The sequence below is a fragment of the Streptomyces sp. AC627_RSS907 genome, assembly GCF_019049165.1.
The window spans coordinates 1-22147 of sequence record NZ_JAGMUE010000023.1 but is presented as its reverse complement, the minus strand read 5'-3'; the positions used below and the strand labels follow the sequence as shown (position 1 = coordinate 22147).

At 70.6% G+C, this 22147-nt stretch carries 19 protein-coding genes; 5 read left to right on the top strand and 14 right to left on the bottom strand.

Annotation, left to right across the window (positions count from 1 at the left end; all coding sequences use genetic code 11):
• Nucleotides 1-27 precede the first annotated feature (27 nt).
• The gene (locus KUM32_RS06825; protein ID WP_217140889.1) at nucleotides 28-312 is read right to left on the bottom strand and encodes a hypothetical protein; all 285 of its coding nucleotides are present in this window, start codon (nucleotides 310-312) and stop codon (nucleotides 28-30) included.
• A 265-nt stretch (nucleotides 313-577) separates the two neighbouring features.
• Here KUM32_RS06825 and KUM32_RS06820 point away from each other — a divergent pair, with 265 nt between their 5' ends.
• Complete coding sequence (locus tag KUM32_RS06820; RefSeq protein ID WP_217140888.1) at nucleotides 578-1780, top strand: pyridoxal phosphate-dependent aminotransferase; 1203 nt, start codon at nucleotides 578-580, stop codon at nucleotides 1778-1780.
• A 33-nt stretch (nucleotides 1781-1813) separates the two neighbouring features.
• Here KUM32_RS06820 and KUM32_RS06815 read toward each other — a convergent pair whose 3' ends face one another.
• The 4 genes from KUM32_RS06815 to KUM32_RS06800 form a co-directional block, all read right to left on the bottom strand.
• Entirely contained in the window at nucleotides 1814-2347 is a 534-nt protein-coding gene (locus KUM32_RS06815) for a YbjN domain-containing protein (protein WP_217140887.1), read from the bottom strand.
• A gap of 422 nt (nucleotides 2348-2769) precedes the next feature.
• Nucleotides 2770-5394 (bottom strand): ATP-dependent chaperone ClpB, encoded by a 2625-nt coding sequence (gene clpB / locus KUM32_RS06810; protein WP_217140886.1) that lies wholly within the window; start codon nucleotides 5392-5394, stop codon nucleotides 2770-2772.
• 314 nt (nucleotides 5395-5708) lie between these two features.
• Nucleotides 5709-6044, bottom strand: a complete 336-nt coding sequence (locus tag KUM32_RS06805; RefSeq protein WP_217140885.1) for a hypothetical protein — start codon at nucleotides 6042-6044, stop codon at nucleotides 5709-5711.
• Between the two features lies 1 nt (nucleotide 6045).
• Nucleotides 6046-6225: a hypothetical protein gene (locus KUM32_RS06800; RefSeq protein WP_217140884.1), complete on the bottom strand. Its 180-nt coding sequence runs from the start codon at nucleotides 6223-6225 to the stop codon at nucleotides 6046-6048.
• A gap of 116 nt (nucleotides 6226-6341) precedes the next feature.
• Here KUM32_RS06800 and KUM32_RS06795 point away from each other — a divergent pair, with 116 nt between their 5' ends.
• Both KUM32_RS06795 and KUM32_RS06790 read left to right on the top strand, forming a co-directional pair.
• Nucleotides 6342-7382, top strand: a complete 1041-nt coding sequence (locus tag KUM32_RS06795) for a helix-turn-helix transcriptional regulator (protein ID WP_217140883.1) — start codon at nucleotides 6342-6344, stop codon at nucleotides 7380-7382.
• A 32-nt stretch (nucleotides 7383-7414) separates the two neighbouring features.
• Nucleotides 7415-8428 carry a helix-turn-helix transcriptional regulator gene (locus KUM32_RS06790; RefSeq protein WP_217140909.1) on the top strand — a complete coding sequence of 338 codons (1014 nt, stop codon included), beginning with the start codon at nucleotides 7415-7417 and terminating at the stop codon, nucleotides 8426-8428.
• On the opposite strand, the gene KUM32_RS06785 is transcribed toward KUM32_RS06790, so the two are convergent.
• The 7 genes from KUM32_RS06785 to KUM32_RS45220 form a co-directional block, all read right to left on the bottom strand.
• A complete protein-coding gene (locus KUM32_RS06785; protein ID WP_217140882.1) occupies nucleotides 8391-9434 on the bottom strand; it encodes a helix-turn-helix transcriptional regulator in 1044 nt (347 codons plus the stop codon). The genes KUM32_RS06790 and KUM32_RS06785 overlap by 38 nt on opposite strands.
• A 150-nt stretch (nucleotides 9435-9584) precedes the next feature.
• Nucleotides 9585-10703, bottom strand: a complete 1119-nt coding sequence (locus KUM32_RS06780) for a sugar ABC transporter substrate-binding protein (protein WP_217140881.1) — start codon at nucleotides 10701-10703, stop codon at nucleotides 9585-9587.
• 174 nt (nucleotides 10704-10877) lie between these two features.
• Nucleotides 10878-11333 (bottom strand): heat shock protein transcriptional repressor HspR, encoded by a 456-nt coding sequence (locus KUM32_RS06775; protein ID WP_217140880.1) that lies wholly within the window; start codon nucleotides 11331-11333, stop codon nucleotides 10878-10880.
• Nucleotides 11334-11337: 4 nt separating this feature from the next.
• Nucleotides 11338-12528, bottom strand: coding sequence for a molecular chaperone DnaJ (dnaJ, locus tag KUM32_RS06770; RefSeq protein ID WP_217140879.1), 1191 nt, complete (start codon nucleotides 12526-12528; stop codon nucleotides 11338-11340).
• Between the two features lie 36 nt (nucleotides 12529-12564).
• Entirely contained in the window at nucleotides 12565-13212 is a 648-nt protein-coding gene (gene grpE / locus KUM32_RS06765) for a nucleotide exchange factor GrpE (RefSeq protein WP_217140878.1), read from the bottom strand.
• The gene (gene dnaK, locus KUM32_RS06760) at nucleotides 13209-15059 is read right to left on the bottom strand and encodes a molecular chaperone DnaK (RefSeq protein WP_217140877.1); all 1851 of its coding nucleotides are present in this window, start codon (nucleotides 15057-15059) and stop codon (nucleotides 13209-13211) included. Before dnaK ends, grpE begins: the two co-directional genes overlap by 4 nt.
• A gap of 94 nt (nucleotides 15060-15153) precedes the next feature.
• Nucleotides 15154-16764 (bottom strand): undecaprenyl/decaprenyl-phosphate alpha-N-acetylglucosaminyl 1-phosphate transferase, encoded by a 1611-nt coding sequence (locus KUM32_RS45220; RefSeq protein WP_374227489.1) that lies wholly within the window; start codon nucleotides 16762-16764, stop codon nucleotides 15154-15156.
• Between the two features lie 236 nt (nucleotides 16765-17000).
• Between KUM32_RS45220 and KUM32_RS06750 the strand changes: the two genes are divergently transcribed.
• Nucleotides 17001-19283 carry a heterodisulfide reductase-related iron-sulfur binding cluster gene (locus tag KUM32_RS06750; protein WP_217140876.1) on the top strand — a complete coding sequence of 761 codons (2283 nt, stop codon included), beginning with the start codon at nucleotides 17001-17003 and terminating at the stop codon, nucleotides 19281-19283.
• Between the two features lie 156 nt (nucleotides 19284-19439).
• Nucleotides 19440-20477 carry a YIP1 family protein gene (locus KUM32_RS06745; RefSeq protein WP_217140875.1) on the top strand — a complete coding sequence of 346 codons (1038 nt, stop codon included), beginning with the start codon at nucleotides 19440-19442 and terminating at the stop codon, nucleotides 20475-20477.
• Nucleotides 20478-20559: 82 nt separating this feature from the next.
• Here KUM32_RS06745 and KUM32_RS06740 read toward each other — a convergent pair whose 3' ends face one another.
• Together KUM32_RS06740 and dcd are read right to left on the bottom strand one after the other, a co-directional pair.
• Nucleotides 20560-21057 carry a phosphoribosyltransferase gene (locus KUM32_RS06740; RefSeq protein WP_217140874.1) on the bottom strand — a complete coding sequence of 166 codons (498 nt, stop codon included), beginning with the start codon at nucleotides 21055-21057 and terminating at the stop codon, nucleotides 20560-20562.
• A 39-nt stretch (nucleotides 21058-21096) separates the two neighbouring features.
• Nucleotides 21097-21672 carry a dCTP deaminase gene (gene dcd / locus KUM32_RS06735; protein ID WP_217140873.1) on the bottom strand — a complete coding sequence of 192 codons (576 nt, stop codon included), beginning with the start codon at nucleotides 21670-21672 and terminating at the stop codon, nucleotides 21097-21099.
• Nucleotides 21673-22147: the final 475 nt, after the last annotated feature.

Below are 22147 nucleotides of genomic sequence, written 5' to 3'. Positions count from 1 at the left end.
CCCTGGCCGGAGCTCAGCTGCCCCGTGTCAGCTGCCTCCACCGCATCCGCCGCCCCCTCCCCCGCAGGACGACCCGCCTCCGCAGGACGAGCCGCCGCCGCAGGAGTGGCCCGAGTGGTGCCCGCCCGAGGACGACCCGCCGTCCCCGGCCCACCAGCTGTTGCCGCCGCTGTCACTGCCGCCCCCGCCCCCGCTGGACGACCACTCGCTCCGGCCGCCCCTCGCCCGGCCCAGGCGGGACGCGCTCCGGCGCGCCGCGACCGCCCCGGTCACCAGGGCCGCGAGCACGATCAGGATGCTGGCGATCACCATGGCGTCACCCTCCTTCCGTTCCGGGAACACGCCCGGAAGGTCCCCCGAAGCGCCCCCCGTTGGGTGCCTCGCACTGTGCGGAACTCCGCGTGAAGCTCTGTTCGGATCCGAGTGAAGCTCTGTTCGGAACCCCGCGGGGGGCTCCTGTTCGGAACCCCGCGTGAAGCTGTGTTCGGAGCTCGTTGCGTGAACGGGAGATGCCCCTCGCCGCCACGCCCCAAAGCAGAGTTGAGGAACTCCAGAGCTTCGGCGCAGGATGACCGCCATGACCCCCATGAGCTCCAGCGCCCGCCCCTTCCTGAACCGCCGGCTCGCCGAGTTCGGGACGACGATCTTCGCCGAGATGTCCGCCCTGGCCGTGCGGACCGGGGCGATCAACCTGGGCCAGGGCTTCCCGGACACCGACGGCCCCGAGGAGATCCGGGAGGCCGCCGTACGGGCGCTGCGCGACGGGCGCGGCAACCAGTACCCGCCGGGGCCCGGCGTCCCCGAGCTGCGCACCGCCGTCGCCGGCCACCAGCACCGCCGCTACGGCCTGGCCTACGACCCGGACACCGAGGTCCTGGTCACCGCCGGCGCCACGGAGGCCATCGCCGCCTCCCTGCTGGCCCTGCTGGAGCCCGGCGACGAGGTCGTCGCGCTGGAGCCCTACTACGACTCGTACGCGGCCTGCATCGCGATGGCGGGCGGCACGCGCGTGCCGGTGACGCTGCGCCCGCACACCACGGACGGGGACGCCGCCTTCCGCCTCGACCTCGACGAGCTGCGCGACGCGGTCACCGACCGCACCCGGCTGCTGCTGCTGAACACCCCGCACAACCCGACGGGCACGGTCCTGACCCGCGACGAACTGGCGGCGATCGCCGAGCTGGCCGTGGAACGGGACCTGCTGGTGGTGACGGACGAGGTCTACGAGCACCTGGTCTTCGACACGGCGGTCCACATCCCCCTGGCGAGCTTCCCGGGGATGCGCGAGCGCACGGTGACCATCGGCTCGGCCGGCAAGACCTATGCGTTCACGGGCTGGAAGGTCGGCTGGGTCACCGCCACGCCCGCGCTGGTCACGGCGGTCCGCTCGGCCAAGCAGTACCTGACGTACGTGGCCTCGGGCCCCTTCCAGTACGCCGTCGCCGAGGCCCTCGCACTGCCCGACTCGTACGTCGCCGCGTACCGCGAGGACATGCGGGCCAAGCGGGACCTGCTGGCGACGGGCCTGGAGGAGGCGGGCTTCGGCGTGTACCGCCCCGCCGGCACCTACTTCGTCACCACGGACATCCGCCCCCTCGGCGAGAGCGACGGCTTCGCCTTCTGCCGCACCCTGCCGGAACGCGCGGGCGTCGTCGCCGTCCCCAACGCCGTCTTCTACGACCACCGGGAGGCGGGCGCCCCCTTCGTCCGGTTCGCGTTCTGCAAACGGACGTCGGTGTTGGAGGAGGCGGTACGGCGGCTGAAGACACTGGCCGGCTGAGCCGCACCGACCGACCGCGCAGTGCGGGGCGGACTACTCGCCGTCCTCGTCCGTCGGCTTCTCCGACTCGTCGACCTCCTCTTCCAGGCCGAGCTGCTCCACGAGCCACCGGTCGAACTCGATGGCGGCCCGCACCCAGCTGACCGTCGAGGAGACGAAGTGCTCCAGGCTGACGCCCGTGCCGATCAGCATCTGCGCCTCGCCGATCAGGCGGACGGTGCCGTCGTCGTGGGTGTGGGAGTACACCTTGGGCCACAGGGTGCGCCGGTTCCAGTCGTCGATGGACTCCAGCAGCTGCGGCTTCTCGTCGATCTGGTGGGGACGGTCGTAGAACGTCCGCACCGAGAAGATCTGCTGTTCCCCCTCGCCGCGGAACATGAAGTACGTGCGGAACTGCTCCCACGGCGCCGCGAGGTCACCCTCGTCGTCGACGACGTACTTGAGCTCCATCTGCTCCAGGAGCTGCTTCACAAGATCCTGGTCCGGGACGACGGGGCCCGCCGGTCCTTGGGGCTGCGGCTCGGGCTGGCCCCCGAAGTTCGGAATCGAGGACGGGTCGATGCTCACCGTGAATTTCCCTTCGTACGGATCTGGTCATCCTCCCCCATGCGGGGAGGGGCGTGGCAAGCCCGCCGGGGGCCTGTCAGCCCTGGGCTGACATGATCCGGCCGGTCGGGTGGACGCCGGCGGGCGGGGGCGGGCCCTCGGCGGTCGTGCCCCCGGCGTCCACCACCCCGCCGTGGCCGCCGTGGACCGCGCGGCTCCCCCGCCGGGAGCCGCACGCCCGGACGGCCCGCCACCCCACAGGGGTGACGGGCCGCACGCACCGCGCCGGAGCCACGGCGTCCTGCCTCTCACCGGTTCCACGATCGGGGCCGCTCACCGGTTCCCCGGTCAGGGCCGCTCATCGGGCCCACGATCAGCGACCCCGGCCCCGGCGCCGGCCCCTCGCCGGCTCCACGATCAGCCGCCGCTCGCCGGTCCCACGATCAGCCGCCGCTCGCCGGTCCCACGATCAGGTCGTCCTCGAAGCGGTCCACGCGGACCGTGTCGCCGTCCTTGATCTCGCCGGAGAGGATCTCCCGGGCGAGCCGGTCGCCGATCGCGGTCTGCACCAGGCGGCGCAGCGGTCGGGCGCCGTAGGCCGGGTCCATGCCCTCGTCGGCCAGCCACGCCAGCGCGTCGTCGGTGACCTCCAGGGTGAGGCGTCGCTCGGCGAGCCGCCGGGCGAGCGCACCGATCTGGAGCCGCGCGATCCGGCTCAGCTCGTCCTTGCTCAGGGCCGAGAAGACGACGAGGTCGTCGAGGCGGTTGAGGAACTCCGGCTTGAAGGACGCCCGGACCACCTCCAGGACCCGCTCCTTCTTCTCGGCCTCCCCGATCGCCGGGTCGACCAGGTACTGGCTGCCCAGGTTGGAGGTGAGGACCAGGATCGTGTTGCGGAAGTCGACGGTCCGGCCCTGTCCGTCGGTGAGGCGTCCGTCGTCCAGCACCTGGAGGAGGATGTCGAAGACCTCGGGGTGCGCCTTCTCCACCTCGTCGAGCAGCACGACGGTGTACGGGCGCCGCCGCACGGCCTCCGTGAGCTGGCCGCCCTCCTCGTACCCGACGTACCCGGGCGGGGCGCCGACCAGGCGGGCGACGCTGTGCTTCTCGCTGTACTCCGACATGTCGATGCGGACCATGGCCCGCTCGTCGTCGAAGAGGAAGTCCGCGAGCGCCTTGGCCAGCTCGGTCTTGCCGACGCCGGTCGGGCCGAGGAAGAGGAACGACCCGGTCGGCCGGTCCGGATCGGAGATCCCGGCCCGCGAGCGCCGTACGGCGTCGGACACGGCCCGTACCGCCTCGGTCTGCCCGATGAGCCGCCTGCCGAGCTCGTCCTCCATGCGCAGCAGCTTCTGCGTCTCGCCCTCCAGCAGGCGCCCGGCGGGGATGCCGGTCCAGGAGGCGACGACGTCCGCGATGTCGTCGGCGCCGACCTCCTCCTTGACCATGGTGTCCTTGGCGCCGCCGGAGGCGGAGGACGCCAGCGCCTCCTCGGCCTCGGAGGCGGCCTCCAGGTCCCGTTCCAGGGCGGGGATCTCGCCGTAGAGGAGCTTGGAGGCGGTGTCGAAGTCACCGTCGCGCTGGGCGCGCTCGGCCTGCCCGCGCAGCTCGTCGAGCTTCTCCTTCAGCTCGCCGACCCGGTTCAGGGACTGCTTCTCCTTCTCCCAGCGGGCGGTGAGCCCGCGCAGCTCCTCCTCCTTGTCGGCGAGGTCGCGGCGCAGTCGCTCCAGGCGCTCCACGGAGGCCGCGTCGGTCTCCTTGCCGATCGCCAGCTCCTCCATCTTCAGCCGGTCGACGGCGCGCTGGAGCTCGTCGATCTCGACCGGGGACGAGTCGATCTCCATGCGCAGCCGGGAGGCGGCCTCGTCGACGAGGTCGATGGCCTTGTCGGGCAGGAAGCGGGAGGTGATGTACCGGTCGGAGAGGGTCGCGGCGGCCACCAGCGCGCTGTCCGCGATCTGCACCTTGTGGTGGGCCTCGTAGCGGCCCTTGAGCCCGCGCAGGATGGCGATGGAGTCCTCGACGGTCGGCTCGGCGACCAGCACCTGCTGGAAGCGCCGCTCCAGGGCGGGGTCCTTCTCGATCCGCTCGCGGTACTCGTCGAGGGTCGTGGCGCCCACCATGCGCAGCTCGCCGCGCGCGAGCATCGGCTTGAGCATGTTCCCCGCGTCCATGGCGGAGTCCCCGCCGGCACCGGCGCCGACGACGGTGTGCAGCTCGTCGATGAAGGTGATGATCTGCCCGTCGGAGTCCTTGATCTCCGCGAGGACGGTCTTCAGCCGCTCCTCGAACTCCCCGCGGTACTTGGCCCCGGCGACCATCGCGCCGAGGTCCAGCGCGACCAGCCGCTTGTTCTTGAGCGACTCGGGCACGTCCCCCTTGACGATCCGCTGGGCGAGCCCCTCGACGACGGCGGTCTTGCCGACGCCGGGCTCACCGATGAGGACGGGGTTGTTCTTCGTACGGCGGCTGAGCACCTGCACCACGCGCCGGATCTCCTGGTCCCGCCCGATGACGGGGTCGAGCTTCCCGTCCCGTGCGGCGGCGGTGAAGTCGGTGCCGAACTTCTCCAGCGCCTTGTACTGCCCCTCGGGGTCGGCGGTGGTCACGCGGCGCCCTCCCCTCGCCTTGCGGAAGGCCTCCTGCAGCTTCTTCGCACTGGCTCCCTGCCCCTCCAGTACCTCACCGGCCGCGCCGCCCTTCGCGGCGATGCCGAGGAGCAGGTGCTCGGTGGAGAGGTACTCGTCCCCGAGTTCCTTGGCGCGGGCCTGGGCGTCGGCGACCACGGCGAGCATCTCACGGTTGGGCTGCGGGGGTGCGACCGTGGCCCCGGTGACGCTGGGCAGCCCGGCGAGGATGCGCTCGGCGCCGGAGCGCACGGCGGCGAGGTCGGCCTCGACGGCGGCGAGCAGGTCGGTGATGTTCTCGTTGTCCTGCCGTCGGCCCTGCCCCTGGAGCAGAGCCAGGAGCAGGTGTGCGGGGGTGAGGTCGGCGTGCCCCTCGGTCACGGCCCGGTTGCTCGCCGCGTTGATCGCGTCCCGGCTCCGGTTGGTCAGCTCGGCGTCCACGTTCTGGCTTCCCTCCTAGCGTCGGCCGTCGGCGGTCCGGCCGTGTCTCCCAGTGCTGACTCAGACAACGTACACAAAGTTGAGTCTATTCCACTCAAGGGAGCGACGCGGGTCGGGTTCCCGGCGCCCGGTGGCACCGAACCCCGCGTCGCGGCCGGCCCGGCGCCGCACGAGGGCCTTTTCGGCCAGGCCTGGAACGGGGCGGTATCCCGAAATGTCGCCGCAAACGACAGCGGCGTCACCGTGTTCAGGTCACGGTGACGCCGCTGCCGGGGGGAAGCACCTGAGCGATTTGTTACGACGGGGGAATCGCGTCAGGCGCTGCGGGGGGTGGCCGAGATGGTCCTCACTTCGGAGAGCTCCGGCTCCGCGAGCCGGTGGTCCCTCTGGTCCAGGTTCACAAAGATCATTCCGTAACGGATGGCACACCGCACGGGCTGGGGCGCCCCCCGAGGCCGCCGCAGACACCGGTACGCCCGCACGTCACCGTCCTCGTCCAGCGTGACGACGACCGGCTCACCGAAGACGGTCACCATCAGCGAGTCCCCGGCACGGGGGATCGCGGTGACCAGATCGATGAAGTGCCAGCCGGAGCGGTAGGCGGTGGCCATCTCGCGACGGAAGGAACGGTCGTCGGGTGGAGTGGTCATGTCACGACCACACCGTGTCGTTCGTGATGGCGGTCGTGTCCTGTCCGGCCGGCGCGGCGAACACCACCGTCACTGATTCGGCACCGTTCGCTCGCTCGTCGCCCTGCGCAGTAACGAGGCCATTCAGCGCTCCGAAGGCCACAACGGCGGAGAAGGCGGCGACAAGCACCGAGCGAAGCATTCTCTTTGGCATAGTCGGCTTCGTCCTCACTTGAAGGTCCCCTCTTCCCCCGTCGGATAAGACGATGGCTCATTCAGGCACGTCATGGCCACACGATCGGTGCATCATGTTCCTGCATGTTCAGGACCCTGGGGGGTGGAGATTTGACAATAAATCGGACCAATGAGGCACATCCCCACGGGATTACCGAACTGTGCGAGGAGGGAGGGCGTCTCTACGCGAACGCGCTGCGCACCGGACGTATCGCCCGTGCCGAGGTGAGTCACGCCCAGTGCCTGATGGAGCTCGCCCTCCTGCACCCGGACCCCGACGACGCCAACTGGCTGCGTCCCGTCCCCCCGTCGGTCGCTCTGGCACAACGGCTCAATCCGATTGAACGGGAGATCGCGGACCGCCGACGGACGTCGATCGCGCTGACGGAGGCCTTCGAGCCGTTCATGGCCCTCAGCGCGCAGGGCGCGGCGGCGATTCACTCGATCACCGTGCTGGAAGGGCTGGACCGTATCAACTCCGCTCTCGACCTGGCCACATACCAGTGCAAGAACGAGGTACTGACCGTCCAGCCGAGCGCCCGCCATCCCGAGCGCCGGCTCGTCGAGGGCATGGAGCGCGACAAGACGCTGACCGAGCGCGGCGTACGCATCCGGACCCTGTACCAGCACACGGCCCGCTACAGCGCGGAGCGCCTCGCCTACGTGGACCGGTTCTCCAACGGGAAAGCCGAGTACCGCACCATCGACGAACTGGTCGAGCGTCTCATCATCTGCGATGACACGGTCGCCTTCATCCCCGTCCGCGACGACCGGCAGGTCGCCCTCGAGATCCGGCACCCCGGCCTCGTCGCCTATCTGATCAAGGTGTTCGAGTTCATCTGGAGCAGAGCGGTCCCCCTCACCGCCGGCGCCCCCTACGAGACCGCCCCCGACGGCATCACCGACATCCAGCACTCCATCGCCAAGCTCCTCGTCGAGGGACACGTCGACGAGGCCATCGCCCGGCGGCTGGGGATGAACGTCCGCACCTGCCGGGCGCACATAGCCAAACTGGCCACGGCCCTGGGAAGCGGCAGCCGAGCCCAGCTCGGCTACCTCATAGCCCAGTCGGGGATCCTCGACCAGGAACAGCAGCCGCAGGCCCCGGAAACGAGCCGCCCGTGACCGGGGAGACGCACGGCCGGGAGGCGGACGGGATCCTTCCTCCCCACCCCCGCCACGGCCCCGTTCCTTCCCACCCCCGCCACGGCCCGGAGGACCTCTGCGCCCTCGGAACCGACCTGTACGTACGGGCCCTGAACGAGGGCCGGCTGAACGCCCGGGACGCCGAGGACGCCCCCTGCCTGGTGGCGTTCGGCCTGCTCCAGCCCGCCATCGGCACGACGGACCGGCTGGAACCGGTACCCCCGGCCGTCGCCTTGCACCGGCTGCTGGGCGACTCCGCCCAGCGCGTCGCCGACGAACGGCGACGGGAGGCCCGGCTGAGCGAGACGTTCGAACCGCTCATGCGGATCGACGGCCGCCGCACCGCGGGAGACGACGCGGGACCCATCCGCGTCCTGAGCGGCATCCCACGCATCAACCAGGCCATCAGCGAGGCCATGGAAGACGCCACGAGCGAACTGCTGTGCATACAGCCCAACGCCCACTACGCCGACCCGCGCGGCGTGGTCGCGCACAGACTGTCGCTGCGCCGGGACCAGGCCATGCTCGACCGCGGGGGACGCATTCGCACCCTCTACCAGCACACGCAGCGTCACCTGCCCCTGGTCCGCGCCCGCTACGAGCAGTTGCGCGGTGACGCCGAGGCCCGGTCCCTGGACGAGGTGACCGACCGCCTCATCGTCGTCGACCGCAGGATCGCCTACATCCCGGCCGGGGAAGAGGCCACCCTGGCCCTGGAGGTCCGGCACCCCGCGCTGATCTCCTACTTCGTGACCACCTTCGAACGCCTGTGGCGGCTCGCCACGCCCATGTACCCCGAAGCCGCCCCCCGACCTTCCCTCAACGGCGTCACACCCCGCCAGCGGACCATCGCCGCCCTCCTCGTCGAGGGGCACACGGACGCCTCGATCGCCGACCGCCTCGGTATGAACGTCCGCACCGCCCGTGTCCACATAGCCAAACTCGCCGCCACCCTCGGCAGCGAGAGCCGTGCGCAGCTCGGCTACCTCATCGGACGGTCGGGGATCCTGGATCAGGAACACTGACGGACGGGGGCGCCGCCGCGCCGCGGGGCGAGCCGTCCAGGCCGGCCTGGGCGATGCGCACCCCGAGCTGCGTACGGCTCGCGGCACCCAGCGTCTCCGAGAGGCGGGCGATGTGCGCCCTCGCCGTCCGCACGCTGATGCCCAGCCGTTCGGCGATCACCGCGTCCTGGTGCCCCTCCGCCAGCAGCGCCGCGATGGACTGCTCGCGGTGGGAGATGCCCTCGATGCCGGTGTCCGGAAGCGGGGCTGTCAGCGGGATCGCGAGGCGCCACAGGCGCTCGAAGACCGTGACCAGGTAGGCGATCAGCGCGGGATGCCGCAGTTCGAGGGCCATCGTGCGGTCGGTGTTGGCGGGGATGAAGGCCACCGTGCGGTCGAAGAGGATGAGGCGGTCGATCACCTCGTCGAGGGTGCGGGCCTCCACCGCGTCGCCCATCAGCTCCAGGTAGGTGAGCAGTCCCTGCCCGTGCCGGGCCACGTGCGTGTACAGGTCCCGCATCCGCACCCCGCGCCCGCGCAGCGCCAGCGCCCGGTGCAGCCCCTCCGACAGCTCGTGCTCACGCCGGATGCCGCCGGGCTGGACGGTGAGCACCTCCGTCGTGCACGCCTGGGTCGCCTCGTCCATCGCGGCCTGGATCCGGGACAGCCCGTCCAGCACCCGGATCGCCGTGCCCTCGGCCCCGGTGGGCGTCTGGATCTGGCGGCCCAGGACCGCGTACCACTCGAAGGCCTCCACCGCCGAGCCCACCCGGCGCTGGCTGGAGCTGACCTCGTCGTAGACCCCGCGCAGCAGCCGGGTCATGACCTCCTGCGGGGAGGTCGGCACCAGCCAGTCCATGTCGTCGGGGTCGGGGTGCAGCAGGGCGAGCTCCAGCAGGCAGGGCACCGGCTCCGCGTCCCGGCGCGGCACGCGGCCACGCCGTACGGCCCGGGAGTAGACGCGGTCCCCGGCCGCGCACAGCCGGTCGGCACCGTGTGGATGCTCTTCCGCCCCGTGCCCGGCCATCGCCCATCCCACCCCCGGTTCCGGCTCTTTCCGCAGCGCAACTATGCGCGGCCCGGACCCGCTCCGCAACACGGCTCCGCGCGGGACGGCGACCGGAAGACACCCGTTGCGACCGGTATGCCCGGGCGGCGCACCGGGCGCGGCCAGGGACTAGTCCAGCTTGATCTGCGCGCAGTCCGCCGCGTACTTGGCGGTGCAGATGTCACCGACCTCGTAGATGCCGTCGGCGACGACGGTCTCCTTGATGTTGTCCCGCGTCAGGGCGACGACGGGGACGAGCTGTGCGGGGATGCCCTTGTGGGTGGGGCTGTCGACCTTGTCGCGGGCGAGCGCCTCGAACTGGATGTCCCGGCCCTGGACCCGCGCCACGGCCATCTCCGCGGCCATCTCCGCCTCCTGCGGGTAGGACTTGTACACGCTCATGTACTGCTCGCCGGTGACGATCCGCTGCACCGCGGCGAGTTCCGCGTCCTGGCCGGTGACCGGCGGCAGGTCGGTGACGCCCGCGGCCTCCAGGGCCTTGATGACGCCGCCCGCCATGCCGTCGTTGGCGGAGTAGACGCCCGCGATGTTCTTCTTGCCGATCTTCTCGATCGCCTCGGCCATGTTCGCCTCGGCGATCTCCGGCTTCCAGTCCTTGGTGTCGAAGGACTGGGCGATCGTCACCTTGCCCTGCAGTTCGGACAGGGCGCCCGCCTTGAACTGCTTGGCGTTCGGGTCGGTGGGCGAGCCGTTCATCATGACGATCTTGTCGGAGCCCTCCCCCTTGTCCCCGAGCGCCTCGGCGAGGGACCGGCCCTGGACCTCGCCGACCAGCTCGTTGTCGAAGGAGATGTAGCCGTCGATCGGCCCCTCGGCCAGCCGATCGTAGGCGATGACCGGGATGCCGGCGTCCTTGGCCTTCTGCACGCCGTCCCCGATGGCCTTCGCGTCGACCGCGTCCAGGACGATCACGTCGACCTTGTCGTCGATCATCTGCTGCAGCTGCTCCGCCTGCCGGGGCGCGCTCGACTCGGCGTTGGCGTACTTGACCTCGCCCTGGTCACGGGTGAGGTCGGCGACCTTCGCCTTGAAGAACGGGTAGTCGAACAGCTCGTAGCGGGTGTTCTCCTTCTCCGGCAGCAGCAGACCCACCGTGATGTCGTTGCCCTTGGCCGGGCTCGCCCCGTCGCCGCTCTCCGAGGCGTTGAGCACCCCGCACGCGGCCAGCGAAAGGGTCATCACGGACGCGGCCATGGATATGGCGATACGACGGGCACGGCTGCTCACTGCGCTTACCTTCCGACACACGGGTGGTGCTTGGGACCCAGGTGAAGGAAGCCAACGCGGTCTTCACGAAATCGTCAAGAAGTACTGGACCAATGAGACAGCAACGTTGCGAACGGGCCCGGAGGTTCGGTTGAACCTCCGGGCCCGTCATCGCCGTTTCCCCTGGTGGCACGGTCAGTCCGCGGGCTGACCGTGCCGCTTGGGCCGCCACACCACCAGGGCGCTGGTCTGCTGTACCTCTTGGTACGGCACCAGGTCGCGCCGGTACGAGGCGTGCACCGCCGCCTCGCGCTGGCGCATCGCCGAGGCCGCGCCGTCGAGGGCGTCCGCCAGCTCCGCCACCCGGGACTGGAGCGCGGCGACCTGGTTCTCCAGTTCGATGATGCGCTTGATGCCGGCCAGGTTGATGCCCTCGTCCTGCGACAACTGCTGCACCTGGCGGAGCAGTTCGATGTCGCGGGCCGAGTAGCGCCGGCCGCGCCCGGCCGTGCGGTCCGGGGAGACCAGGCCGAGACGGTCGTACTGGCGCAGGGTCTGCGGGTGCAGACCGGAGAGCTGGGCCGCCACCGAGATGACGTAGACCGGGGTGTCCTCGGTCAGTTCATACGGGTTGCGTCGACGACCGTCCATCTCCTCAAGCTCCCTTCGCGGCCTGGAACAGCTCCGCCCGCGGGTCCTCCTCCGCGGTCGCCTCGCGATACGCCTCCAGCGCGTCACGAGCCTTCCCCGACAGGTCCCCCGGAACACTCACCTCCACGGTGACCAGGAGGTCGCCGCGGGTGCCGTCCTTGCGGACCGCGCCCTTGCCCCGGGCGCGCATGGTGCGGCCGTTGGGCGTGCCCGCCGGCAGCTTCAGCGTGACGGGGGGGCCGCCCAGGGTCGGCACCCGGACCTCGCCGCCGAGGGCGGCCTCGGGGTAGGTGACCGGGACGGTGACGGTGAGGTTGTCGCCCTTGCGGCCGAAGACGGGGTGTTCCTTGACGTGCACGACCACGTACAGGTCGCCCGCCGGTCCGCCCCGCTCGCCCGGCGTGCCCTTGCCGCGCAGCCGGATGCGCTGCCCGTCCGACACCCCGGCCGGGATGCGGACCTGCATCGTCCGGGAGGACTTGGCCCGTCCGGAACCCTTGCAGACGTCGCAGGGGTCCTCCGCGATCAGGCCACGGCCCTTGCAGTCGGGGCACGGGTCGGTGAGCGAGAAGCCACCGCCCGAGCCCCGGGCGACCTGCCCGGTGCCGACGCAGGTCGGGCACACGCGCGGTGTGCCGTTCTTGTCGCCGGTCCCCGAACAGGCCTTGCAGGGTGCCTGCGAGGACATCCGCAGCGGGACCGTCGCGCCCTCGATGGCCTCCGTGAAGCTCAGGGTGACCTCGGACTCGATGTCCTGGCCGCGCCGCGGCTGGGTCCGCGCACCGGTGCCGGGTCCGCCACCGGTGCGGTTGAACAGGCCCCCGAAGACGTCGCCGAGCCCGCCGCCGAAACCGCCGGCGCCCTGACCACCGCCCTGGGCGCCGCCTCCGAAGAGGTCGCCCAGGTCGAAGTTGAAGGTGCCGCCGCCCGCGCCCGGCCCCGGGCGGAAACCGCCGTTGCCGAAGAGGGCGCGGGCCTCGTCGTACTCCTTGCGCTTCTTGGGGTCACCGAGGACGTCGTTGGCTTCGGAGATCTCCTTGAAGCGCTCCTCCGCCTTGACGTTTCCCTTGTTGGCGTCCGGATGGTTCTCGCGGGCGAGCTTCCGGTAGGCCTTCTTGATCTCGGCCTCGGTGGCGTCCTTGGGGACGCCGAGGACCTTGTAGTAGTCCTTCTCGATGAAGTCCTTGGTGCTCATCCCCGACGTCCCTCCTTCCCGGCTCCTGTACTGACGTCAGCCCTCCTCCGGGCCACCGTTCTCCTTGTCTTCGGCCGCCTCGGACGGCTCCTCGGCCTTGACGGTCTGCGCCCCCGGCTGGGGCTCGGCGACGGCCACCCGCGCGGGGCGGATGGTGCGCTCGCCGATCCGGTACCCGGGCTGCAGGATCGCCACGCACGTCGTCTCGGTGACGTCCGGTGCGTAGGAGTGCATCAGGGCCTCGTGGATCGTCGGGTCGAAGGGCTCGCCCTCCTTGCCGAACTGCTGGAGGCCCATCTTGGCGATGACCGACTCCAGCGACTCCGCGACGGACTTGAAGCCGCCGACCAGCTCTCCGTGTTCCCGGGCGCGGCCGACGTCGTCGAGCACGGGAAGCAGCTCGGTCAGGAGGTTCGCGACGGCGATCTCCTTGACCGCGACGCGGTCCCGCTCCACCCGGCGGCGGTAGTTCTGGTACTCGGCCTGGAGGCGCTGGAGGTCCGCCGTGCGCTCGTTCAGCGCCGTGCGCACCTGGTCCAGCTGGGCCACCAGGCCCGCGTTCTCACTCGCGTCCCCGGCCGGGGCCGCCCCCTCTTCGGAGGCGGCCTGCGGCTCGGCGTCGTCAGGGGTGGCGCCGGAGGGGACGTCGGGCTTCTCCTCGAAACCCGGGGTCTCCTCCGTCACGCGGCACCGTCCTTGCGCTCGTCGTCCACGATCTCGGCGTCGACGACGTCGTCGTCGGCGTTCTTGTCGCCGGCACCGGCGCCCGGGGCCTCGCCGCCGGCGGCCTGCGCGGCCTGGGCGTCGGCGTACATGGCCTGGCCCAGCTTCTGCGAGACGGCGGCGACCTTCTCCGTGGCGGTGCGGATCTCGGCGGTGTCCTCGCCCTTGAGCTTCTCCTTCAGCTCGGCGACGGCGCTCTCGACCTCGGTCTTGACCTCGGCCGGGACCTTGTCCTCGTTGTCCTTGAGGAACTTCTCCGTCTGGTAGACGAGCTGCTCGCCCTGGTTGCGGGACTCGGCGGCCTCGCGGCGGGCGTGGTCCTCCTCCGCGTACTTCTCCGCCTCCTGGCGCATGCGGTCGACCTCGTCCTTCGGCAGCGAGGAGCCGCCGGTGACGGTCATCTTCTGCTCCTTGCCCGTGCCCAGGTCCTTCGCGGTCACGTGCATGATGCCGTTGGCGTCGATGTCGAAGGCGACCTCGATCTGCGGGACGCCGCGGGGCGCCGGCGGCAGACCGGTCAGCTCGAACATGCCGAGCTTCTTGTTGTACGCCGCGATCTCGCGCTCGCCCTGGTAGACCTGGATCTGCACGGAGGGCTGGTTGTCCTCGGCGGTGGTGAAGATCTCCGAACGCTTCGTCGGGATCGTCGTGTTCCGCTCGATCAGCTTGGTCATGATGCCGCCCTTGGTCTCGATGCCGAGGGACAGCGGGGTGACGTCGAGGAGCAGGACGTCCTTGACCTCGCCCTTGAGGACACCGGCCTGCAGGGCGGCGCCGATGGCGACGACCTCGTCCGGGTTGACGCCCTTGTTGGCGTCCTTGCCGCCGGTCAGCTCCTTGACGAGCTCGGCGACGGCGGGCATACGGGTGGAGCCACCGACGAGGACGACGTGGTCGATCTCGGACAGCTGGATGCCGGCGTCCTTGATGACGTTGTGGAACGGCGTCTTGCAGCGCTCCAGCAGGTCGGCCGTCAGCTGCTGGAACTGGGCGCGGGTGAGCTTCTCGTCCAGGTGCAGCGGGCCCTCGGCGGACGCGGTGATGTAGGGCAGGTTGATCGAGGTCTCGGTGGACGAGGACAGCTCGATCTTGGCCTTCTCGGCGGCCTCGCGGAGGCGCTGGAGGGCCATCTTGTCCTTGGACAGGTCCACGCCGTGGCCGGACTGGAACTGCTTGACCAGGTAGTCGACGACGCGCTGGTCCCAGTCGTCACCACCGAGGTGGTTGTCACCGTTGGTGGCCTTCACCTCGACGACGCCGTCGCCGATCTCCAGCAGCGAGACGTCGAAGGTGCCGCCGCCGAGGTCGAAGACGAGGATGATCTGCTCGTCCTTGTCGAGGCCGTACGCCAGCGCGGCGGCCGTCGGCTCGTTGACGATGCGCAGGACGTTGAGGCCCGCGATCTCACCGGCCTCCTTGGTGGCCTGGCGCTCGGCGTCGTTGAAGTACGCCGGGACGGTGATGACCGCGTCGGTCACCTTCTCGCCCAGGTAGGCCTCGGCGTCCCGCTTCAGCTTCTGCAGCACGAAGGCGCTGATCTGCTGCGGGTTGAAGTCCTTGCCGTCCAGGTTGATCTTCCAGTCGGTGCCCATGTGGCGCTTGACCGACCGGATGGTCCTGTCGACGTTCGTGACCGCCTGGCGCTTGGCGACCTCGCCGACGAGCACCTCACCGTTCTTGGCGAAGGCGACGACGGACGGCGTGGTCCTGGCGCCCTCGGCGTTGGTGATGACGGTGGGCTCGCCGCCCTCCAGAACGCTGACGACGGAGTTAGTCGTGCCCAGGTCGATGCCGACCGCACGTGCCATGGTGATTTCCTCCAGCTGACTTGAGTGGAACAGGCTCAAGTGTGCATGACGCCTCCGGCTGGGTCAACAGACGTGAGTCGGGCAGACTCAACTCTTATCCGTTCCTTACGCGCAACGACGCGCTGACCTGCGCATTCTCGGCGCTCCGAGCCTGACGGACCGGAAAAATCCCCGCCCGGGAAGGTGCTCGAACAGGCACACCGGCCGACTCGGGGACCTCCCGGGACGGCTCCTGCGGCTGCGCCCGGAGCTGACGGACCCGGGCGTCCGCACCCGTCTGGGGCCCCTGGGGCGCACGGGTGTCGGGGCCCGTGCGGGGGCCCTGAGGTGCACGGGTGTCGGGGCCCGTGCGGGGGCCCTGAGGTGCACGGGTGTCGGGGCCCGTGCGGGACCCCCGGACCATGCCATCGTCCGCCCCTGCCCGGACCCCACGCACCATGCCGGTGTCCACCCCCGCCCGGGACACGCGGTCCATGCGCCCGTCCATCCCCGCCCGGGGATCACGGCCCACACGTCCGTCCATCCCCGCCCGGGGGTCACGGCCCACACGTCCGTCCATCCCCGCCCGGGGGTCACGGCCCACGCGCCCGTCCATCCCCGCCCGGAGGTCACGGCCCACACGCCCGGCCGCCGCCGTCCGGATCCCGCGACGCACGTGTCGGTTCGCCCCCGACCGGGGACCCCGCGCCGCGCGGGCGTCCGTACCCGCCCGCCGCGGCTCGTACACCCGCACCCGCAGCAGCGCCGCCACTCCGACGGACACCCCGCCCGCCACCCACAGCGGCGTCGTCTCCCGCGCCCAGCCGACGTGCACGAGCACGCCCGCGAGCACCCCGCCGAACGAGGTCGCGCCGAGGACCACCACCGCGCCCTGCGGGGTGAGGCCGAGCCGTCGCAGCCGGTGGGCGAGATGGTCGGGCCCGCCCCGCAGCAGGGGCCGCCCGGCCAGCAGGCGCGAGAGGAGGACCAGCAGGGCATCTGCGACGACGGGCACGGTGAGCGCGAAGAGCACCCCCACGCCGGCGCGCGGATCGTGCCCCGTCCGGGTGAACACCGCCGCCCCGGCGAGCAGGAAGCCCGCGAAGAGCGACCCGCACGCCCCGAGCGCGATCCGGGCGGGGTACCGGTTGTGCAGCAGGAACCCGGCCAACGCGGCGGCCAGCGCGCTCAGCAGCACCGCCAGCCCGTCCATCAGCTCCGCCACGGCGCAGGCCGCGATGCCGAAGGCGGTCACGACACCCACCGTGCCGGCCACCCCGTCGGCGTGGTCCAGCCCCCGGAAGGCGGCGGCGACCGCCACGATCCACACCACGGCGAGCACCCCGGCCACCGCCCCGCCCTCGCCGTCGTACGGCACCACGCACGCCGCCGCCACGGCCGTACCGGCGACCAGCCACCGCCGCCGCAGCCGCCAGACGTCGGCGGCCAGGCCGAGCGCGCCGACGGCGGTGCCCGCGACGAGCAGCCGGCCGACCCCCGGGCCGAGCGGCACGACGCCGGTCCGGTCGCCGGCCCACACGACCAGTCCGGTGACGAGGACCACGGCCACCCCGCCGAGCAGGGGGACGGGCCGCAGCCGTCGCCGGTCGACGAGGCCGAGGCGCAGGGCGAGCACCCTGAGCAGCGCGGCGAGCAGGGCGGCGAGGAGAAAGGAGGCGGCGGCGGTGGCGAACGAGGCGGTGACGGCAGCGATCCCGTAGAGCACGGGCACAAGATATGCCGAATATCATGATTTGCGACGAATGGCGCGTCGAGTTCGGCGTGGCGCCGGGCCCGCCGGTACGCGCCGGCACCCCGCCGGTCAGGGTGGCCTCAGCGACGCAGATCACCGCACGTCCGACTACAGTGCGGCGGAGGATGGGGGTAGTCTCAGACGAACTGAATAAGTTACCGCTTAGTAATACCGCCCTCTCGAACCTCGCAGGCCCGAGGAGCCCCCAAATGCAACTCGCCGCGATCATCGTGTCGCTGGTCCTGATCGTGGTCGGCGTCGCACTGTTCGGCCGCGCCGTCCTGCAGATCTACACCTACATGCGGCTGGGCCAGCCCGTGCCGGCCGGAACGCGGACCAACGACCCCGTGGACCGCACCGTCACCGTGGCCAGGGAGTTCCTCGGCCACACCCGGATGAACCGCTGGGGCGTCGTCGGGGTGGCGCACTGGTTCGTGGCGGTGGGCTTCTTCTCCCTGCTGCTGACGATCGTCAACGCGATCGGCCAGCTCTTCCAGGCCGACTGGATCCTGCCGGTCATCGGCGACTGGGCGCCGTACAACGTCTTCGTCGAGTTCATCGGCACGATGACGGTGCTCGGCATCCTGGTCCTGATCGCGATCCGCCAGGTGAGCAAGCCGAACAAGCCGGGCCGCAAGTCCCGCTTCGCCGGTTCCAACTTCGGCCAGGCGTACTTCGTCGAGGCCGTCATCCTCATCGTCGGCGTCTGCATCTTCATGCTCCACGCGCTCGAGGGCGCCCAGCACCACGTGGACGGCTACGAGGCGTCGTTCTTCATCTCGTACCCGGTGGTGTCGTGGCTGGGGGACATGGACCTCTCCACCCTCCAGAACCTCACCTACTTCTTCGCCGGCCTGAAGATCGCGACCTCGTTCATCTGGATGATCACGGTCGCCCTGAAGACCGACATGGGCGTCGCCTGGCACCGCTTCCTCGCCTTCCCGAACATCTGGTTCAAGCGCGACGCGAAGGGCGGTACCGCGCTGGGCGCGCTGCTGCCGATGACGTCCGGTGGCAAGCCGATCGACTTCACCGACCCCGGTGACGACGACGTCTTCGGCGTCTCGCAGGTCGAGCAGTTCTCCTGGAAGGGCCTGCTGGACTTCTCCACCTGCACCGAGTGCGGACGCTGCCAGTCGCAGTGCCCGGCGTGGAACACCGGCAAGCCGCTCTCGCCCAAGCTCCTGATCATGTCCCTGCGCGACCACGCGCACGCCAAGGCCCCCTACCTGCTGGCCGGCGGCGGCAAGACGATGGAGGGCGAGGAGAAGGCGTCCGAGGAGCAGCTGGCGGGCGTACCCGCGGCGGCCCTCGCGGAGGCCGAGCGCCCGCTGATCGGGACGGCCGAGGAGAACGGCGTCATCGACCCGGACGTCCTGTGGTCCTGCACCACCTGCGGCGCCTGCGTCGAGCAGTGCCCCGTCGACATCGAGCACGTCGACCACATCGTCGACATGCGCCGCTACCAGGTCATGATCGAGTCGTCCTTCCCCTCCGAGGCGGGCACGATGCTCAAGAACCTGGAGAAGAAGGGCAACCCCTGGGGCCTGGCGAAGAAGCAGCGCCTGGAGTGGACCAAGGAGGTCGACTTCGAGGTCCCGGTCGTCGGCAAGGACATCGAGGACCTCACCGAGGTCGAGTACCTCTACTGGGTCGGCTGCGCCGGCGCCCTGGAGGACCGCGCCAAGAAGACCACCAAGGCCTTCGCCGAACTCCTCCACATGGCGGGCGTGAACTTCGCCATCATGGGCGGCGACGAGAAGTGCACCGGCGACTCCGCCCGCCGCCTCGGCAACGAGCCCCTCTTCCAGGAGCTCGGCATGGAGAACGTCATGTCCCTCAACGCCGCCTTCGGCGAGGAGATGGACGACGACGGCAAGGTCACCGAGGAGTCGCGCAAGCCGAAGTCGGCGAAGAAGATCGTCGCCACCTGCCCGCACTGCCTCAACACCCTCGGCAACGAGTACCCGCAGCTCGGCGGCGACTACGAGGTCATCCACCACACCCAGCTGCTCCAGCACCTGGTCGACGAGGGCAAGCTGGTCCCGGTCACCCCCGTCGAGGGCATCATCACCTACCACGACCCCTGCTACCTGGGCCGGCACAACAAGATCTACACGCCGCCGCGCGAGATCATCGCCGCCGTCCCGGGCGTCCGCAACGAGGAGATGCACCGCCACAAGGAGCGCGGCTTCTGCTGCGGCGCCGGCGGCGCCCGGATGTGGATGGAGGAGCGGATCGGCAAGCGCATCAACAACGAGCGCGTCGACGAAGCCCTCTCGGTCAACCCCGACATCGTCTCCACCGCCTGCCCGTTCTGCCTCGTCATGCTCACGGACTCCGTGAACGGCAAGAAGAACGACGGCAAGGCCAAGGAGTCCATCCAGGTCGTCGACGTCGCCCAGCTCCTGCTGGACTCCGTCAAGACCCCGGCCGACCCGGCCGGCGAGCCGGAGGCGGAGAGCGCCCCGGAGCCCGAACCGGTGAAGTGACCGGCCCCGCGCCGGCAGTGTGACGAGGAGCGGCCCCTGACCCCTGGCTTGGGTTCATGGGGCCGCCGCCGTCTCCCGCCCCGGTGGGCAACTCGCCCACCCGGGCCCGGAAGACGGCCGGCCCCTAAGGGACGTCCCGGTCAACTCCCGTAAGGGATGTCACAGCTCGGCCGCAAAGGCCTCCCCGAAAGGCCGGGCCCCGCACGTCACTCTCCGGGACCAGGTACGTTCGAAGGCGTGGCTGGATTCAGGATCGGACGCGGCCGGGACAACGGCGCTCCTCACGCGCGACCGCAACACCCTCCGTACGGACAGCAGGCGCCCCAGGGACCGTCGTACGGCGGCCCCGCCGCGCCTCGACAGCCGTACCCGCAGCAGCCGTACGGGGGTGGCGCCCCCGGCGGGTCCCCGTGGCCGCAGGCGCACGGCGGGCACGGTGGGCACGGCGAGCCGGAGTACTTCGGTGACGGCGGCTACCCCCAGGGCGGCCCGCACCACCCGCACGCTGGACACACCCCGCAGGCCCCGCAGGCCCCGTACGACCCGTACGCGGCCAACAACCCGGGCCACACCCAGGCCTTCCGGATCGACGACCCCTACACCCAGGGCGACACCTACCGCGCCGGCTCCGCCGCCCCGCCCGGCCCGGTCGGCCCCCGCCTGCACTGGAAGAACCTGCTGAAGGGCGTCGTCCTCGCCCCCAACCAGACCTTCCTCCAGATGCGGGACTACGCGATGTGGGTCCCGGCGCTCATCGTGACGTTCCTCTACGGCCTGCTGGCGGTCTTCGGCTTCGACGGCGCCCGCGAGGAAGCGATCAACGCCACGCTCTCGAACGCGGTCCCGATCGTGCTGACCACCGCGGTGGCGATGGTCCTGAGCGCCTTCGTCCTGGGCGTGGTCACCCACACCCTGGCCCGCCAGCTCGGCGGCGACGGCGCCTGGCAGCCCACCGTCGGCCTCTCCATGCTGATCATGTCCATCACCGACGCGCCCCGCCTGGTCGTCGCGATGTTCGCCGGCGGCGACGCGCCCTTCGTCCAGATCCTGGGCTGGGCCACCTGGGTCGCGGCCGGCGCCCTGCTGACCCTGATGGTCAGCCGCTCCCACGACCTGCCCTGGCCGAAGGCGCTCGGCGCGTCGGCGATCCAGCTGGTCGCGCTGCTGTCGATCGTGAAGCTGGGCACGTTCTAGCCCTCCGGCTCCCCGTGCCCGGTATGTGAAGGGCCCCCGGCGTCGCGCGCCGGGGGCCCTTCACATACCGCGTCCTCGCCGGTCAGGCGTCGAGCACCTGCCCGTGCCGCCGCACGACCGGCGGCTGGACGGACCACGGGAAATTGATCCACTCATCGGTACGCTTCCACACGTACTCGCACTGGACGAGCGAGTGGGACTTCTCATAGATCACGGCGCTGCGGACCTCGGCGACGGTGTCGAGGCAGAAGTCCCGCACCAGCTTGAGCGTCTTGCCGGTGTCGGCGACGTCATCGGTGATCAGGACCTTCTTCTCGGAGAAGTCGATGACGTTGGGGACGGGCGCGAGCATGACCGGCATCTCGAGGGTGGTCCCGACGCCCGTGTAGAACTCCACGTTCACGAGGTGGATGTTCTTGCAGTCGAGGGCGTACGCCAGCCCACCGGCCACGAAGACCCCGCCGCGGGCGATGGAGAGCACTATGTCGGGCTCGTACCCGTCGTCTGCGACGGCCTGCGCCAGCTCGCGCACGGCGACGCCGAACTGCTCGTAGGTCAGATTCTCCCGAACGTCACTCATACCCGCGTCCTGCCTGCGTTCTCGCTGCTCATGCCCGGCTCATACCTGGGTCCGATGGAAGTTGATGAAGGACCGGGAGGCGGTCGGCCCCCGCTGCCCCTGGTACCGCGACCCGTACCGCTCGCTCCCGTACGGGTGCTCGGCCGGCGACGTGAGCCGGAACATGCACAGCTGCCCGATCTTCATCCCCGGCCACAGCTTGATGGGCAGGGTGGCGAGATTGCTGAGCTCGAGCGTCACGTGTCCGGAGAATCCGGGGTCGATGAACCCGGCGGTGGAGTGCGTGACGAGCCCGAGCCGCCCCAGCGAGCTCTTCCCCTCCAGCCGCGAGGCGAGATCATCGGGCAACGAGACGACCTCGTACGTACTGGCCAGCACGAACTCACCGGGATGCAGGATGAAGGGCTCGTCCCCGTCCGGCTCCACGAGCCGGGTCAGGTCCGCCTGCTCGACGGAGGGGTCGATGTGCGGGTACCGGTGATTCTCGAACACCCGGAAGTAGCGGTCGAGGCGCACGTCGATACTCGACGGCTGCACCATGGAGTCGTCGAAGGGATCGATGCGGACCCGCCCGGAGTCGATCTCGGCCCGGATGTCCTTGTCTGAGAGAAGCACGCACCGAGGATACGCAAGGCGCGCGGAACAGCGACAACCGCCGCCGCGCCGCGCGCCTGACCCCGCTCGGGAATGTGCTACCGCTTCTGCGAACCCACCGGCACGGCACTCCGCAGCCGCGCACACCGCGGACATCGGACGAGCCGGCCGGGGCCGAGTCGCTCGGCCTGCTGCATCGGGAACGAGCTGGCGGTGAACACGTGCCCATCGGCACAGCGGACGACGGTGCGCTCCATCAAGTCCTTCAAGTCCCTTCCCCAAGAGCCGCGTCTGGCTTACTACCCTGACGACAAAAGCCACACTACGGGATAAAAGAGACGACTCTCCAGGCGGCACTCCGCCTTCGCGACCACCCTCCCCGAAGCCCCCACCGTACGCCCCAACTCCGCCCCGACGCAGCCGGATCCCACCCCCCGAAACCCCCGCAGACCCCACGGCGCGAACACCGGGGGCCTGCGATGGGGTAGAGTGAGCG

What these genes read in the sequence shown, in the direction of transcription:
- KUM32_RS06825 (WP_217140889.1), bottom strand. Translation starts at nt 312, where the DNA reads ATGGTGATCGCCAGCATCCTGATCGTGCTCGCGGCCCTGGTGACCGGG.
- KUM32_RS06820 (WP_217140888.1), top strand. Translation starts at nt 578, where the DNA reads ATGACCCCCATGAGCTCCAGCGCCCGCCCCTTCCTGAACCGCCGGCTC.
- KUM32_RS06805 (WP_217140885.1), bottom strand. Translation starts at nt 6,044, where the DNA reads ATGACCACTCCACCCGACGACCGTTCCTTCCGTCGCGAGATGGCCACC.
- KUM32_RS06800 (WP_217140884.1), bottom strand. Translation starts at nt 6,225, where the DNA reads ATGCTTCGCTCGGTGCTTGTCGCCGCCTTCTCCGCCGTTGTGGCCTTC.
- KUM32_RS06795 (WP_217140883.1), top strand. Translation starts at nt 6,342, where the DNA reads ATGTTCAGGACCCTGGGGGGTGGAGATTTGACAATAAATCGGACCAAT.
- KUM32_RS06785 (WP_217140882.1), bottom strand. Translation starts at nt 9,434, where the DNA reads ATGGCCGGGCACGGGGCGGAAGAGCATCCACACGGTGCCGACCGGCTG.
- KUM32_RS06775 (WP_217140880.1), bottom strand. Translation starts at nt 11,333, where the DNA reads ATGGACGGTCGTCGACGCAACCCGTATGAACTGACCGAGGACACCCCG.
- dnaJ (WP_217140879.1), bottom strand. Translation starts at nt 12,528, where the DNA reads ATGAGCACCAAGGACTTCATCGAGAAGGACTACTACAAGGTCCTCGGC.
- dnaK (WP_217140877.1), bottom strand. Translation starts at nt 15,059, where the DNA reads ATGGCACGTGCGGTCGGCATCGACCTGGGCACGACTAACTCCGTCGTC.
- KUM32_RS06750 (WP_217140876.1), top strand. Translation starts at nt 17,001, where the DNA reads ATGCAACTCGCCGCGATCATCGTGTCGCTGGTCCTGATCGTGGTCGGC.
- KUM32_RS06745 (WP_217140875.1), top strand. Translation starts at nt 19,440, where the DNA reads ATGTCACAGCTCGGCCGCAAAGGCCTCCCCGAAAGGCCGGGCCCCGCA.
- KUM32_RS06740 (WP_217140874.1), bottom strand. Translation starts at nt 21,057, where the DNA reads ATGAGTGACGTTCGGGAGAATCTGACCTACGAGCAGTTCGGCGTCGCC.